Below are 14,172 nucleotides of genomic sequence, written 5' to 3' on the forward strand. Positions count from 1 at the left end.
CAGGAGCCGTATGCGGCACCCGCCGCGCGGCCCCGGCCCCGGGTTCCCTCCCGGACGAGCTTCAACACTGCAAGGAGCCGCACCTGTGAGCAGTGCCGACGACCAGACCACAACGACCAGCAGTGAGCTGCGAGCCGACATCCGCCGACTGGGTGACCTCCTGGGCGAGACCCTCGTCCGGCAGGAGGGCCCCGAGCTCCTCGACCTCGTCGAGAAGGTCCGCCGCCTCACCCGCGAGGACGGCGACGCCGCCGCCGAGCTGCTGCGCGGTACGGAGCTGGACACCGCGGCCAAGCTGGTCCGCGCCTTCTCCACCTACTTCCACCTGGCCAACGTCACCGAGCAGGTCCACCGCGGCCGTGAGCTGCGCGCCAAGCGCGCCGCCGAGGGCGGTCTCCTCGCCCGTACGGCCGACCGCCTCAAGGACGCCGACCCCGAGCACCTGCGCCAGACGATCGAGCACCTCAACGTTCGCCCGGTGTTCACGGCCCACCCCACCGAGGCCGCCCGCCGCTCCGTCCTCAACAAGCTCCGGCGCATCGCCGCGCTGCTGGAGACCCCGGTCCTCGAAGGCGACCGCCGCCGCCACGACACCCGACTGGCCGAGAACATCGACCTCGTCTGGCAGACGGACGAGCTCCGCGTCGTACGCCCCGAGCCCGCCGACGAGGCCCGCAACGCCATCTACTACCTCGACGAGCTCCACGCCGGCGCCGTCGGCGACGTCCTGGAGGACCTCACCGCGGAACTGGAGCGCGTCGGCTACCAGCTCCCCGAGGCCACCCGCCCCCTCACCTTCGGCACCTGGATCGGCGGCGACCGCGACGGCAACCCCAACGTCACCCCCCAGGTGACCTGGGACGTTCTCATCCTCCAGCACGAGCACGGCATCAACGACGCGCTGGAGATGATCGACGAGCTGCGCGGCTTCCTGTCGAACTCCATCCGCTACACCGGCGCCACCGAGGAACTCCTGGAGTCCCTCAAGGCCGACCTCGAAGCCCTCCCCGAGATCAGCCCCCGCTACAAGCGCCTCAACGCCGAGGAGCCCTACCGGCTCAAGGCCACCTGCATCCGGCAGAAGCTGGAGAACACCAAGCAGCGCCTCGCCAAGGGCATCCCGCACGAAGCCGGCCGCGACTACCTCGGCACCGGCGAACTGCTGGCCGACCTCACGCTGATCCAGACCTCGCTGCGCGAGCACCGGGGCGCGCTGTTCGCCGACGGCCGCATGAACCGTACGATCCGCACCCTGTCCGCGTTCGGGCTCCAGCTCGCCACCATGGACGTACGCGAACACGCCGACGCCCACCACCACGCCCTAGGCCAGCTCTTCGACCGCCTCGGCGAGGAGTCCTGGCGCTACACCGACATGCCCCGCGACTACCGCGCCAAGCTGCTGGCCAAGGAACTGCGCTCCCGCCGCCCCCTCGCCCCCACCCCCGCACCCGTGGACGCGGCCGGCGAGAAGACCCTCGGCGTGTTCCAGACCGTCAAGCGGGCCCTTGAGGTCTTCGGACCCGAGGTCATCGAGTCGTACATCATCTCCATGTGCCAGGGTGCCGACGACGTCTTCGCGGCAAGCGTGCTCGCCCGCGAGGCCGGCCTCATCGACCTGCACGCCGGCTGGGCCAAGATCGGCATCGTCCCGCTCCTGGAGACCACGGACGAGCTCAAGGCCGCCGACACGATCCTGGAGGACATGCTCTCCGACCCGTCCTACCGGCGCCTGGTCGCGCTCAACGGGGACGTGCAGGAGGTCATGCTCGGCTACTCCGACTCCTCCAAGTTCGGCGGCATCACCACCTCGCAGTGGGAGATCCACCGCGCCCAGCGCCGCCTGCGTGACGTCGCCCACCGCTACGGCGTCCGGCTGCGCCTCTTCCACGGCCGCGGCGGCACCGTCGGCCGCGGCGGCGGTCCCTCGCACGACGCGATCCTCGCCCAGCCCTGGGGAACCCTGGAGGGCGAGATCAAGGTCACCGAGCAGGGCGAGGTGATCAGCGACAAGTACCTGGTGCCGTCACTGGCCCGGGAGAACCTGGAACTGACCGTCGCGGCCACCCTGCAGGCCTCCGCCCTGCACACCGCGCCGCGCCAGTCCGACGAGGCTCTCGCCCGCTGGGACGCCGCCATGGACGTGGCGAGCGACGCGGCCCACGCCGCCTACCGCAAGCTCGTCGAGGACCCGGACCTGCCGTCCTACTTCCTCGCGTCGACGCCGGTGGACCAGCTCGCCGACCTGCACCTCGGCTCGCGGCCCTCCCGCCGCCCCGGCTCGGGCGTCTCGCTCGACGGCCTGCGCGCCATTCCGTGGGTGTTCGGCTGGACGCAGTCCCGGCAGATCGTCCCGGGCTGGTTCGGCGTGGGCTCCGGTCTGAAGGCGCTGCGCGAGGCCGGCCTGGACACCGTGCTCGACGAGATGCACGAACAGTGGCACTTCTTCCGCAACTTCATCTCCAACGTCGAGATGACCCTCGCCAAGACCGACCTGCGGATCGCCGCGCACTACGTCGACACCCTCGTGCCGGACGAGCTGAAGCACGTCTTCGACGCCATCCGCGCCGAGCACGACCTCACCGTCGCCGAAGTCCTGAAGATCACCGGCGAGAAGGAACTCCTCGACGCCGCCCCGGTCCTCAAGCAGACCTTCGCCATCCGCGACGCCTACCTGGACCCCATCTCCTACCTCCAGGTCACCCTGCTCAAGCGCCAGCGTGACGCGGCGGCAGCGGGCGCCGAGGCCGACCCGATCCTCGCCCGCGCCCTGCTCCTCACCGTGAACGGCGTGGCGGCAGGCCTGCGCAACACCGGCTGATCAGCGAGAAGAGCGGTGCCCCCGTGCTCGTACGAAGCACGGGGGCACCGCTCTTTCCCGTTCCGGGTCAGGCCTTGCGACGCCGGAACACCAGGTATCCGCCCGCACCCAGCAGCGCCGCGGCTGCCGCGGACAGCAGGCCCACCGGGGCACCGTTCCCGGTCTCGGCGAGGTCACCCTCGGCAGGGCCCTGCGGCGACGGGGACGACGACGGGGCGGCCTCGGCGGACGGGGACGGGCTCGCGGCCGGCTCGGTCGTGGAGTCGCCCGGAGTCTCGGACCCGGGGGCGGACGGCGTGGTGGTGCCGCCCTGCTCCCCGTCGTCACCGTTCTCACAGTCCGTCCAGAACACCTTGTGCTTGGCGGACCCGTTCTCGCCCTCGAAGTTCCAGAACAGCTTGTAGTGCCCGTCGGGCAGTGTCATGTCCTGCGTGCGGCCGTGGCCTTCGCCGTCCAGCGTGATCGCGCCGGACTTCACGGTCGCGCCCTTGACGGCGGCCGTCGGGGCCCAGGCCTCGATGTGCCAGCTGACCTGCTGGACGCTGTCGAAACCGAACGCGTCCAGGTAGAACTCGCACACGTGCGGTTCGTTCTTGCGCAGTTCCTCGCCGGTGGCGGCGTCATGGATCTTGACGGTGCCGTTGTCTCCGGGAGCGGTTGCGTGGGCGGCGGCCGGAGTGCAGAGCAACGCGGCCGCGGCGACGGCGGACAGGGCACCGGCGCGATTGAGGGTACGCATGGGGCAGTAGTCCATCTTCGAGAAGGAACGGGAAGATGTGGAGGGGGCGGCTCAGCTTCCGGCCGGGACCGACTCCAGGTCAATCACGAACAGAGAACGAACAGAAATTCCACAGGTGCGGCCGCTCCTGGCAGGCCGTCAGACCACCACAAATGCCGCCGTGAGCAAGGCGACCCCCGACCCCGCCAGCACCCACGCCACCCGCGTCCGCCGCAGCCCGCCCGCGACCACGACCGACGTCAGCAACAGCGCCCCGCCCAACGGAACCCAGGCATAGAGGATGCCCGCGGGCCCGGACCGTACGACATCGTCGCTGCCCGGCTTGATCACGACCGTGTACGTCTGCCCCTTGCGCACGGCCACGTTCTTCTCGATGACGACCGACTCACGCCGCTGCGACCCCGCCGAGATAGGCGTGTACGGCCCACTGCACGTCTCCGCACCGCACCGCGTCACCTCGATCGTGCCGCTCTCCCGCCCCTTCGTGAGCATCACATGCTGAGCGGTGCCCCACGACGCCCACACCCCCGCGATCAGGATCAGCACCGCGACCGTACCCATCGTCGCGAGGCGCCCGAACCGCAGCGCGGTCACGGCACCCTGACTGGAGACAACGGCAGAAGGCATGGCCGCGATCCTTGGCCATGCCCCTACGCCCGGTCAACCTCGGCCCGATCGAGCGGGCGGACAAGTCAGGAGTTGTACGTGCTTTGCGCCCGCTCCAGCCCGTCGATCACCAGACACTCCACCGCGTCGGCGGCCCGGTCCACGAAGTAGTCGAGCTCCTTGCGCTCCGCCGACGAGAAGTCCTTCAGCACGAAGTCCGCCACCGGCATACGACCCGGAGGCCGCCCGATCCCGAACCGCACCCGGTGATAGTCCGAACCCATCACCTTCGTCATCGACTTCAGCCCGTTGTGCCCGTTGTCCCCACCGCCCAGCTTCAGCCGCAAGGCGCCGTGGTCGATGTCCAACTCGTCATGGATGGCGACGATGTTGCCGAGCGGCACCTTGTAGAAATCCCGCAGCGCGTTGAGCGGTCCCCCCGAGAGATTCATGTACGACATCGGCTTCACCAGGATCACCCGCCGGTTCAGCGGCCCGGGCGGCCCGACCCGCCCCTCGACGACCTGCGCCTGAGCCTTGCCCGCACGCTTGAACTTCCCCCCGATCCGCTCGGCCAGCAGATCCACCACCATGAACCCGACGTTGTGCCGGTTCATGGCGTACTCGGGCCCCGGATTGCCGAGGCCGGCGATCAGCCAGGGGGCGCTCGGATCGGTCGTCACGTCCATCTCTCCTTGCTGTGCTTTCCCGGGGGATAACCCCCGGACCCCCAGCAGAAACGCCGGTCCGCCGGGGTGACCGGCGGGAACATTGCCCGCCAAGCCTGAGTGATACGCGCCAGCCGCTGCCCCGTACGGGAACAGCGGCTGGCGAACCGATGACAGAGCCGAGGATCACGCCTCTGCCAGACCTGAGGATCAGGCCTCGGCGACCTCTTCGCCCTCGGCGGCCTCGCCCTCCGGGGCCTCCTCGGCCTGCGCGGCCAGGACCTGAAGGACGACCGCGTCCTCCTCGACGGCCAGCGTGGTGCCCTTCGGCAGCTTGATGTCCTTGGCGAGCACGGAGGCACCGGCCTCCAGGCCCTCGACGGACACCGTGACGGCCTCGGGGATGTGCGTGGCCTCGGCCTCGACCGGCAGCGCGTTCAGGACGTGCTCCAGCAGGTTGCCACCCGCGGCCAGCTCACCCTCGGCGTGGACCGGGACCTCGACCGTGACCTTCTCGCCGCGCTTGACCAGCAGCAGGTCGACGTGCTCCAGGAAGCCCTTGATCGGGTCGCGCTGCACGGACTTCGGGATCGCCAGCTCGTTGGCCTTGCCGTCGATGTCCAGGGAGATCAGGACGTTCGGCGTGCGCAGCGCGAGCAGCAGGTCGTGACCCGGCAGGGTCAGGTGCAGCGGGTCCGAACCGTGGCCGTACAGAACGACCGGAACCTTGCTGTCACGGCGGATACGGCGCGCGGCACCCTTGCCGAACTCGGTGCGCGTCTCGGCGGTGAGCTTGACCTCGGACATACGGATCACTCCTCGTAGAACTGGAAACGGACGTGGTCACCCGGCCACGAACGGCCTGCTACGAAGAGCGCGTCGATAACGGACAGCCGATACCTGTACCAACAGGTACGGCCTCCCTCGCCGAGCAACTGAAGCAGTCTACTCGGACCGGGAGGCCGTACCAAAAGGATCTTTACCGCAAGGATCTCTACTGCTCGTCGAAGAGGCTCGTCACCGAACCGTCCTCGAACACCTCACGCACCGCACTCGCGATCGTCGGCGCGATCGACAGCACCGTCAGCTTGTCCAGATCACGGCTCAGCTCACCCGGCGTCGGCAGCGTGTTCGTGAACACGAACTCGCCCACCCGGGAGTTCTTCAGCCGGTCCGCCGCGGGGCCGGACAGCACACCGTGCGTCGCCGTCACGATGACGTCCTCGGCGCCGTGCGCGAACAGCGCGTCCGCGGCGGCGCAGATCGTCCCACCGGTGTCGATCATGTCGTCGACCAGGACGCACACCCGGCCCCGGACCTCACCCACGACCTCGTGGACGGTCACCTGGTTCGCCACGTCCTTGTCGCGCCGCTTGTGCACGATCGCCAGCGGCGCACCCAGCCGGTCGCACCAGCGGTCGGCGACCCGCACCCGGCCGGCGTCCGGCGAGACGACCGTCAGCTTCTCCTTGTCGACCTTCGCACCCACGTAGTCCGCGAGCAGCGGAAGGGCGAAGAGGTGGTCGACGGGCCCGTCGAAGAAGCCCTGAATCTGGTCCGTGTGCAGATCAACCGTCAGAATGCGGTCCGCACCCGCGGTCTTCATCAGATCCGCGATCAGACGCGCCGAAATCGGTTCACGACCACGGTGCTTCTTGTCCTGCCGCGCGTAACCGTAGAACGGCACGATGACCGTGATGGAGCGGGCCGACGCACGCTTCAGCGCGTCGATCATGATCAACTGCTCCATGATCCACTGGTTGATCGGAGCCGTGTGGCTCTGGATCACGAAGCAGTCCGCGCCGCGCGCCGACTCCTGGTAACGGACGTAGATCTCGCCGTTGGCGAAGTCGAAGGCCTTCGTCGGGACGACCCCGACCCCCAGCTGCTGGGCGACCTCCTCGGCAAGCTCGGGGTGGGCGCGGCCGGAGAAGAACATCATCTTCTTCTCGCCGGTCGTCTTGATCCCGGTCACAGCTGTCTCCTCAGAGGTGTCTCAACTGGGTGTGCACTTATCACGGTACGCCGTGTTTGGCGCACCCGTTTCCGGTCAGTCCTCGCCCTCGACCTGCCGAGACGCCGCCTCAGCCGCCTTCGCGGCCCCACTGCCCGGACGCTTGCGAGCCACCCAACCCTCGATATTCCGCTGCTGACCACGGGCCACGGCCAGCGAACCGGGCGGCACATCCTTCGTGATCACGGACCCGGCGGCGGTGTACGCACCGTCCCCGATCGTGACAGGAGCCACAAACATGTTGTCCGAACCGGTACGGCAGTGCGAACCGACGGTGGTGTGGTGTTTGTCCTGTCCGTCGTAGTTCACGAACACGCTCGCGGCGCCGATGTTCGTGTACTCACCGATCGTCGCGTCACCGACATAGGAGAGGTGCGGCACCTTCGTGCCCTCACCGATCGAGGCGTTCTTCGTCTCGACATACGTACCGATCTTGCCCTTGGCGCCGAGACGGGTGCCCGGACGAAGATAGGCGAACGGCCCCACCTTCGCCTGCGGCCCGACGACGGCACTGTCGGCCACCGTGTTGTCCACCCGTGCCCCCGCGCCGACCTTGGTGTCCTTCAGTCGGGTGTTGGGCCCGACCTCCGCGCCCTCGCCGAGGTGGGTGGAGCCCTGGAGCTGGGTGCCCGGGTGGACGATCGCGTCCTGCTCGAAGGTCACGGCCACATCGACCCAGGTGCTCGCGGGGTCGATCACGGTGACGCCGTCGAGCATCGCCTGGGTCAGGAGCCGGTCGTTGAGAATGCGGCGCGCCTGGGACAGCTGCACACGGTTGTTGATCCCGGCGATCTCACGGTGATCGCCGGCGACCGAGGCACCGACCCGGTGACCGGCCTCGCGCAGAATCCCCAGGACGTCGGTCAGGTACTCCTCGCCCTGGCTGTTGTCCGTGCGTACCTTGCCGAGAGCGTCGGCGAGGAGCTGCCCGTCGAACGCGAAGACCCCGGAGTTGATCTCCCGGATCGCCCGCTGCGACTCGGTCGCGTCCTTGTGCTCGACGATCGCGGTCACGGCGCCGGAGGCACCGTCGCGCACGATCCGCCCGTAGCCGGTCGCGTCCGGGACCTCGGCGGTCAGCACGGTGACGGCGTTGCCGTCGGCGGAGTGGGTGGCCGCGAGGTGGGTCAGGGTCTCGCCGGTGAGGAGGGGAGTGTCGCCGCAGACGACGACCACGGTCCCGTCGACTGCGCCGCCGAGCTCCTCGAGGGCCATCCGTACGGCGTGCCCCGTGCCGTTCTGCTCGGCCTGCACGGCGGTGCGCACGCCGGGGTCGATCTCGCCGAGATGCGCGGTGACCTTCTCCCGCGCGTGCCCCACGACCACGACCAGGTTCTCGGGCTGCAACTCACGCGCGGCGGCGAGCACATGACCCACGAGGCTGCGTCCGCAGATCTCGTGCAGGACCTTGGGTGTGGCCGACTTCATACGGGTGCCCTCACCCGCTGCGAGAACGACGACGGCTGCCGGGCGAATGGCGCTCACGGGATGCCCTTCGGCTGTGGAGGGGGTGGGGTGACATCCGCAGGATACCGGGGCGAATTGTGGGGGACATGGGAGCGGGCCCTGACTGAGCTGTCGCAGTCAGGGCCCGAACCGAGCAGTTGCTCCCCCGCCAGGACTCGAACCCGGACAGATGGCACCAAAAGCCACAGTGCTGCCAATTACACCACGGGGGAATGAACTCGACTGAACCGGACATTTGACCAGGCCGCCGAGTCGGCACCCAACACTATGCCGTACCGGGCGCCCTCCGTGCGACGGTACCGATCCGCACGCCTCATGACGTGGAAGTCCGAGGTGGCCCGCCGGGCGGTCTCGCTTACGTTCGGTCACGGAGTGTGGTGTGGTGCGCCCGTCAAAACTCCCCGGAAATCGGTGCCCTAAGGACCGTAGGCTGGAGTCATGACCACGACGGGGGAAGACCACGCCGAGGCTCCGCCACCGGGGGCGGGACCGTGGTGGTGGGGCAGGTTGCGCAGTGCGGTGCTGGACGTGGGGCTGGGTGTCGCGTCCGCGGTGGAGTGTGGGGCCGAGGGGGTTAGGTTCGCGCGGGAGGCCGGGATTCCGGAGGCCGCGGGGGTGGTGTTCGGGGTTCTGGCCGGCTCGGTGCTGGTGCTGCGGCGGCGGTGGCCCATCGCCGTCGTCCTCGTGTCGATCGCGGTGATGCCCGCCCAGATGGGCTTCCTGATGGGCATAGTCGGGCTCTACACTCTCGCCGCCTCCGAACTGCCGCGGCGGATCATCGCCTCGCTGGCCGGCATGTCGTTCGTCGGCACGCTGATCGTGACGTTCGTGTGGGTGCGGCAGGACGTGGCGCGGGGGACGTTGACCTTCGGGGACTGGGTGATTCCGTTCGCCTCGGTCACCACCGCTGTCGGGGTGACCGCGCCGCCTCTCCTGCTCGGCCTGTATGTGGGGGCCCGGCGGCGGCTGATGGAGAGCCTTCGGGAGCGGGCCGACAGTCTTGAGCGGGAGCTTCAGTTGCTCGCGGAGCGGGCGGAGGAGCGGGCCGAGTGGGCGCGCGGCGAGGAGCGGACCCGGATCGCCCGGGAGATGCATGACGTCGTCGCGCACCGGGTGAGCCTGATGGTCGTGCATGCCGCCGCGTTGCAGGCGGTGGCCCGCAAGGATCCCGAGAAGGCGGTGAAGAACGCCGCGTTGGTGGGGGACATGGGGCGCCAGGCGTTGACCGAGTTGCGGGAGATGCTCGGGGTGCTGCGGAGTGCGGGCGGTACCGGTGGTGGCGCCGGCCGGGGCGGGATGGTTCAGCAGGCCGTCGTGCCGCTTGCCGCTGTGGGGGCCGCTGCCGCCGCCGCGGCCGATCGGGAGCGGGGCGGGCAGGACGAGGGGGTTGCCGAGGGGCCCTGTCTGTCCGAGTTGGACGAGTTGATCGGGCAGTCGGCCGCCGCGGGGATGGTGGTGGATCTGTCCGTGGAGGGGGACTCGCGGTCGTATGCGCGGGAGATCGAGCAGACGGCGTTCCGGGTGGTACAGGAGGCGTTGACCAACGTCCACAAGCATGCGGCGGGGGCGAAGACGCATGTGCGGCTGGCGCATCGGGTGACGGAGATCGCGATGCAGGTGGAGAACGAGCCGCCGCCGGAGGTGTCGTCGGAGTCGTCGGCGCGGTTGCCGTCGGGGGGTAACGGCCTGGTGGGGATGAAGGAGCGGGTCGTGGCGCTGGGCGGGGTGTTTGTGTCCGGGCCGACGGACGCGGGGGGTTTCCGGGTGTCGGCGGTGATTCCGGCGGCGGCGTAGCCGCGCGGAGCTTGGCGTCGCGGTGGCGGCTTATCGCGTCCTGTTTGCCGTTGCCGTTGCCGTTGCCGTGCCGCTGGTGGTGCGGCTCTTTCGGGTGTCAGCCCGCTGTCAGTCGTACCGGTTCTATGCCTGCGACCAGTCCGGAGAGGGCTTGGTCGATGTCGGGGCCGAGGTACCAGTCGCCGGTGTGGTCGAGGGTGTAGACGCGGCCTTCGGTGTCGATGGCGAGGAGGGCATGGGTGTCGGTTTCGGCGCCGAGGGGGCAGACCTCGGTGTCGAGGGCGCGGCCGAGGTCGCCGAGGGTGCGGGCCATGTGCAGGCCGTGGAGCGGGTCGAAGTGGACGCTCGCGGGGGCGACCTGGCGGCCGGGGCCGGTGGGGCTGATGTGCAGACCGCCGAATTCGGCCCAGGCTTCCACCGCGGCGGGGAAGACGACGTGGCGGTGGCCGACGGGTGAGGTGTGTTCGCGCAGGGCGTCGGCCCAGATCTCGGCCTGCTTGATGTCCCAGCGCCCGGGCTGCCAGCCGGCGGCGCGCAGGGCGGCGTCGACGGGGACGGGGAAGCGGGTGGTGGAGGTGCGGTCGGTGTGCATCTGCCCTTCGTTCGTCGGTGCCTATGGGACGTGCGGGGGGTGGGTGGGTCAGCCGTCTGCTGCTGTCGGGTCGACGATGTAGACGCCGAAGTGGGTGCTCAGCGCGGTGCAGGCGCGGCAGGGGGCGGCGAAGCTGCCGTGGAGGGGGTCGCCGTCCTCGCGGATGCGGCGGGCGGTGAGCTTGGCCTGTTTGAGGGCCTTGCGGGCCTCGCCGTTGGTCATGGGTTTGCGGGCGGCGCGTTTGCTGCGGGTGGCGTCGACGGTGGCGATGTGGCGGGAGATGAGGATGGTCTCGGCGCACCGGCCGGTGAAGCGGTCGCGCTCGCCGCTGGTGAGGGTGTCGAGGAAGTCCTGGACGAGGTGGTGCAGCTCGGGGGGCTGGTCGCCGCGGGCGGCGGTGCCGGTGAGGGTGGCGCCGCGGACGGAGAGGGCGGCGGCGACGGTGGGGAGTATGCCGTCGCGGCGGTGGCGCAGGGCGGGCGCGTGGGGGGTTTCGGTGGCGCTCCAGCCGATGCGGGGGTCGCCAGACCTCGCCGCGTCGCGCCCCGTCTGCGTGGTGTTCATGATCGTCATCCCCTCCCGAGCATCCCGTGGGCATGCTCTCGGACGTCACAGAGTGCCAAACGGCGAGGCGGGTGCGGAAGCTGGGGCGGCGCGACACGCCCGGGTTTGGGCGGGCTGTCACGGCGGGGTGACGGCTGGTCACGGAAGCGGAGGGGGGCATGACCGGCGCCGGTGACCGGTCTCGTAGTACCGCATAGGCTGTCGGCACCGCTTTCCATGCGGTGACGCGTGGACGCAGACGAGACAGTCGATACGGGGCGCCACGACCGAGGGTGGTCGTGGCGTCCCGTATCAGAACGCCGCAGGGGGCAACCGCCATGACGACAGGTCGGCTCGGGCAGCAAGCCGCGCCGCCGAACGCGGCCTACGCCGGGCAGGTCGTGCATTTCCCGGATCCGGTACGCGCGTCCCGTCACCCGAGAGGAGTACGGGTCGACGAGCGTGGTTACCCCGATTTCTCGCCGTACGCGCGTGCGGCGGCGGAGATCGCGGAGCCGCCGGAGGGCTTCGGTGTCGACGAGTTGCGGCTGACGGACTATGTGTCGGCGAACGCGGCGCTGGCGGCGTCGGGACACGATCTGTGGGACACGGTGCCGGCGGTGGCGACGCCGCACGGCTGGACGTGGCACCACGTGGTGGGTTCGCGGCGGCTGGAGTTGGTTCCGGTCGAGGTGAAGGCGCTGCTGCGGCATCACGGTGGGATCGCGACGTCGGCGGTGGACCAGAACAAGCGGGGAACGCGGCCGTTGCAGGACACGCGCCCGGCGCACTTCGGGCTGCCGAAGTCGGGTGTGGCGGTGACGGAGTCGCAGGTGCTGGGGGTCGAGGAGGACCTGGGGTATCGGCTGCCGGGCGCGTACCGGTCGTTCCTGAAGGCGGCGGGCGGGTGCGCTCCCGTGGGGACGGCTCTGGACGCGGAGTTGGGCCTGTTGGTCGATCAGCCGCTGTTCACGGTCCGGGATGAGGCGGCGATAAATGACCTGGTCTACGTCAACAAGTGCCTGCGGGACCATCTGACCAAGGACTATCTGGGCGTCGGGTTCGTGCAGGGCGGGTTGTTGGCCCTGAAGGTGCGGGGCGAGCGGCTCGGTTCGGTGTGGTTCTGCGCGTACGACGATGCGCGGGATGTGGATCCGGCCTGGCCGGCGGCCGATCGCGTGGCGCGCCTGCTGGTGCCGTGCGGTGAGGACTTCGACGCGTTCCTGTCCCGACTGGCGGGTTCTCCGCCGGAGTTGGAGACGGTGGCGAATCTGATGGTGGACGGTGGGTTCGCGCGGGCGGTGCCGGTGGCTTCGCCGTCCTCTGCGTCTTCTGCGGCTTCGGTGGGGGAGTGAGCTTCGCGATGGTGACGTTCGCACAGGCGCAGGAGCGCGCGGAAGAGTGGATCAACGGGGATGTCCCGTCGTACCAGCATCGTGAGGTGCGGGTACGGGAGTTCGAGCTCGGGTTCGTGGTGTGGGCCGAGGACCGTGCGGACGGACCGCGTTCGGACGGGGGCGATCAGCGGCTGGTGCTCGCCCGGGACAGCGGGGAGGCCACGTTGTGGCCGTCGCTGCCGGTGGGTGAGGTGATTCGCCGGTACGAGGAGGAGTACGGCCGTGGGGGAGCGGCGGCGCAACCGGCGCCGGCCGCTCCGGCTCGGGTGGATCTGAACCAGACGTCGTTCCTGCTGACGCCGCCGGAGTGGCTGCAGGAGGCGGCGGACAAGTTGGGGATCCCGGATCAGCGGCAGGACGGTGGGGCTGGGGACTCGGGGGCCGGGTCTGACAGTTCTGGCGATGGCGTGGGTGCGGGTGCGGGTGCCTCCGGCGGTACGTCGGGTGGGGTTCCGGGGGGCTCGGGTGCGTCTGGGGCTGGGGCTGGGGCTTCGGCGACTCCCGTGCCGGGTGTGTCTGTGCCGGGTGCGCCTGAGGGCGCGACTCCGTGGGCCGGGACGGACACCAGCATCGATATCGGCGAGGACCGTTCCGTGCCGTTGCCGGAGACGGTGTTCGCGCCGCCGTTGAGCGGTGACGACAGTGTGCCGCCGGATGCCGAGACGGCGTTGATGTCGGGTGGCAGCGGGCTTCCGCCCACGGTGGTTGGCGGCCATGACACGCCGAGTGCGCAGGGCGGTGCGCCGCAGGGCAGCACGCCCCCGCCGGTGCCGGGTGGGGCGTCGTACGGGTATCCGCAGGGTGCGGGTGGGCCGGGTACGCCTCCGTCGGGCGCTCCTGCGCCGGGTGTGACGCCGCCGCCTCCGCCTGGGCCGGGTGCGCCGTCTTACGGCTACCCGCAGGGCGGGCCCGCCGGTGGTGCGGGTGTGCCGCCGCAGGCGCCGGGTGCCCCTGGTGCGCCGGGTGCTCCGGGGCGGCCGCTTGCGCCGAACGCCGGGGACATCGCCGATGCGGCGACCAGCAAGGCGGCGCCTCCTCCGCGTGCGCGGGGTGGGGCTACGCCGCCGCCACCGCCGGGTGCTCCGGGGATGCCGGGTGCGTCGGGTGCGCGGGCGGGGAGTACGCCTCCGCCGCCGTCCGCTCCGGGTACGCCGGCGGGTGGGTACGTTCCGACGCAGCTCGTGTCGGCGTTGGGGCCGGACGGGCCCGAGGGTGTTGCGGGGCCGGGTGCGCCGCAGGGGCCGGGGGGCGCGAACGGGCCCGGCGCTCCGCAGCCGCCGGGTGTCCCGGGTGCTCCAGGTGCTCCAGGTGCGCCCGGCGCGCCGAATCCGCCCGGTACGCCTCCGGGCGCGGTTCACCATGCCGCCACGGTGCTGGCCGACCCGAGTCAGATGGGGGGTCTGGCGCAGCCTCCGGGTGCCCCGGCTGCCCCAGGTGCCCCTGGCACTCCGGGTGCGCCGAATCCGCCTGGTGCTCCTCACGCGCCTGGTGTTCCGGGTGCTTCGGGCATGCCTGGGGCTCCGCAGCCTCCTGG

Annotated in this window: 11 protein-coding genes, 1 tRNA gene and 1 pseudogene; 4 read left to right on the forward strand and 9 right to left on the reverse strand. The window is 70.4% G+C overall.

Annotation, left to right across the window (positions count from 1 at the left end; translation table 11 throughout):
- Positions 1–85: 85 nt before the first annotated feature.
- The gene (gene ppc / locus BLU79_RS07215) at positions 86–2,818 is read left to right on the forward strand and encodes a phosphoenolpyruvate carboxylase (RefSeq protein ID WP_093904750.1); all 2,733 of its coding nucleotides are present in this window, start codon (positions 86–88) and stop codon (positions 2,816–2,818) included.
- A 67-nt stretch (positions 2,819–2,885) separates the two neighbouring features.
- Here the strand turns inward: ppc and BLU79_RS07220 are convergent, their stop codons facing one another.
- From BLU79_RS07220 to BLU79_RS07250, 7 genes are all read right to left on the reverse strand, one after another.
- Positions 2,886–3,557: an LPXTG cell wall anchor domain-containing protein gene (locus tag BLU79_RS07220; protein WP_093904751.1), complete on the reverse strand. Its 672-nt coding sequence runs from the start codon at positions 3,555–3,557 to the stop codon at positions 2,886–2,888.
- Positions 3,558–3,695: 138 nt separating this feature from the next.
- Entirely contained in the window at positions 3,696–4,184 is a 489-nt protein-coding gene (locus BLU79_RS07225; protein WP_093904752.1) for a hypothetical protein, read from the reverse strand.
- 65 nt (positions 4,185–4,249) lie between these two features.
- Positions 4,250–4,852 (reverse strand): aminoacyl-tRNA hydrolase, encoded by a 603-nt coding sequence (gene pth, locus BLU79_RS07230; RefSeq protein ID WP_093904753.1) that lies wholly within the window; start codon positions 4,850–4,852, stop codon positions 4,250–4,252.
- A gap of 189 nt (positions 4,853–5,041) precedes the next feature.
- Positions 5,042–5,638 carry a 50S ribosomal protein L25/general stress protein Ctc gene (locus tag BLU79_RS07235; RefSeq protein WP_093904754.1) on the reverse strand — a complete coding sequence of 199 codons (597 nt, stop codon included), beginning with the start codon at positions 5,636–5,638 and terminating at the stop codon, positions 5,042–5,044.
- 187 nt (positions 5,639–5,825) lie between these two features.
- Positions 5,826–6,806: a ribose-phosphate diphosphokinase gene (locus BLU79_RS07240; RefSeq protein ID WP_093904755.1), complete on the reverse strand. Its 981-nt coding sequence runs from the start codon at positions 6,804–6,806 to the stop codon at positions 5,826–5,828.
- Between the two features lie 75 nt (positions 6,807–6,881).
- On the reverse strand, positions 6,882–8,330 hold the full coding sequence (gene glmU / locus BLU79_RS07245) for a bifunctional UDP-N-acetylglucosamine diphosphorylase/glucosamine-1-phosphate N-acetyltransferase GlmU (RefSeq protein WP_093904756.1): 1,449 nt from the start codon (positions 8,328–8,330) through the stop codon (positions 6,882–6,884).
- A 122-nt stretch (positions 8,331–8,452) separates the two neighbouring features.
- Positions 8,453–8,524, reverse strand: a tRNA-Gln gene (locus BLU79_RS07250).
- A 226-nt stretch (positions 8,525–8,750) separates the two neighbouring features.
- Here BLU79_RS07250 and BLU79_RS07255 point away from each other — a divergent pair.
- Positions 8,751–10,106 (forward strand): sensor histidine kinase, encoded by a 1,356-nt coding sequence (locus BLU79_RS07255; RefSeq protein ID WP_093904757.1) that lies wholly within the window; start codon positions 8,751–8,753, stop codon positions 10,104–10,106.
- A gap of 97 nt (positions 10,107–10,203) precedes the next feature.
- Here the strand turns inward: BLU79_RS07255 and BLU79_RS07260 are convergent, their stop codons facing one another.
- Both BLU79_RS07260 and BLU79_RS07265 read right to left on the reverse strand, forming a co-directional pair.
- Positions 10,204–10,698: an SUKH-3 domain-containing protein gene (locus BLU79_RS07260; RefSeq protein ID WP_093904758.1), complete on the reverse strand. Its 495-nt coding sequence runs from the start codon at positions 10,696–10,698 to the stop codon at positions 10,204–10,206.
- 48 nt (positions 10,699–10,746) lie between these two features.
- On the reverse strand, positions 10,747–11,271 hold the full coding sequence (locus BLU79_RS07265) for a YwqJ-related putative deaminase (protein WP_093904759.1): 525 nt from the start codon (positions 11,269–11,271) through the stop codon (positions 10,747–10,749).
- 308 nt (positions 11,272–11,579) lie between these two features.
- Here BLU79_RS07265 and BLU79_RS07270 point away from each other — a divergent pair, with 308 nt between their 5' ends.
- Together BLU79_RS07270 and BLU79_RS48880 are read left to right on the forward strand one after the other, a co-directional pair.
- Positions 11,580–12,596, forward strand: a complete 1,017-nt coding sequence (locus tag BLU79_RS07270; protein ID WP_093904760.1) for an SMI1/KNR4 family protein — start codon at positions 11,580–11,582, stop codon at positions 12,594–12,596.
- A gap of 8 nt (positions 12,597–12,604) precedes the next feature.
- A pseudogene (locus BLU79_RS48880) lies at positions 12,605–14,172 on the forward strand (hypothetical protein); the annotation flags it as partial.

This window comes from Streptomyces sp. cf386 (assembly GCF_900103585.1).
In the GTDB taxonomy this organism is placed as follows: Bacteria; Actinomycetota; Actinomycetes; order Streptomycetales; family Streptomycetaceae; genus Streptomyces.

Coding starts and splice junctions, on each gene's coding strand:
- BLU79_RS07220 (WP_093904751.1), bottom strand. CDS start 3,557: ATGCGTACCCTCAATCGCGCCGGTGCCCTGTCCGCCGTCGCCGCGGCC.
- BLU79_RS07225 (WP_093904752.1), bottom strand. CDS start 4,184: ATGCCTTCTGCCGTTGTCTCCAGTCAGGGTGCCGTGACCGCGCTGCGG.
- pth (WP_093904753.1), bottom strand. CDS start 4,852: ATGGACGTGACGACCGATCCGAGCGCCCCCTGGCTGATCGCCGGCCTC.
- BLU79_RS07235 (WP_093904754.1), bottom strand. CDS start 5,638: ATGTCCGAGGTCAAGCTCACCGCCGAGACGCGCACCGAGTTCGGCAAG.
- BLU79_RS07255 (WP_093904757.1), top strand. CDS start 8,751: ATGACCACGACGGGGGAAGACCACGCCGAGGCTCCGCCACCGGGGGCG.
- BLU79_RS07260 (WP_093904758.1), bottom strand. CDS start 10,698: ATGCACACCGACCGCACCTCCACCACCCGCTTCCCCGTCCCCGTCGAC.
- BLU79_RS07265 (WP_093904759.1), bottom strand. CDS start 11,271: ATGACGATCATGAACACCACGCAGACGGGGCGCGACGCGGCGAGGTCT.
- BLU79_RS07270 (WP_093904760.1), top strand. CDS start 11,580: ATGACGACAGGTCGGCTCGGGCAGCAAGCCGCGCCGCCGAACGCGGCC.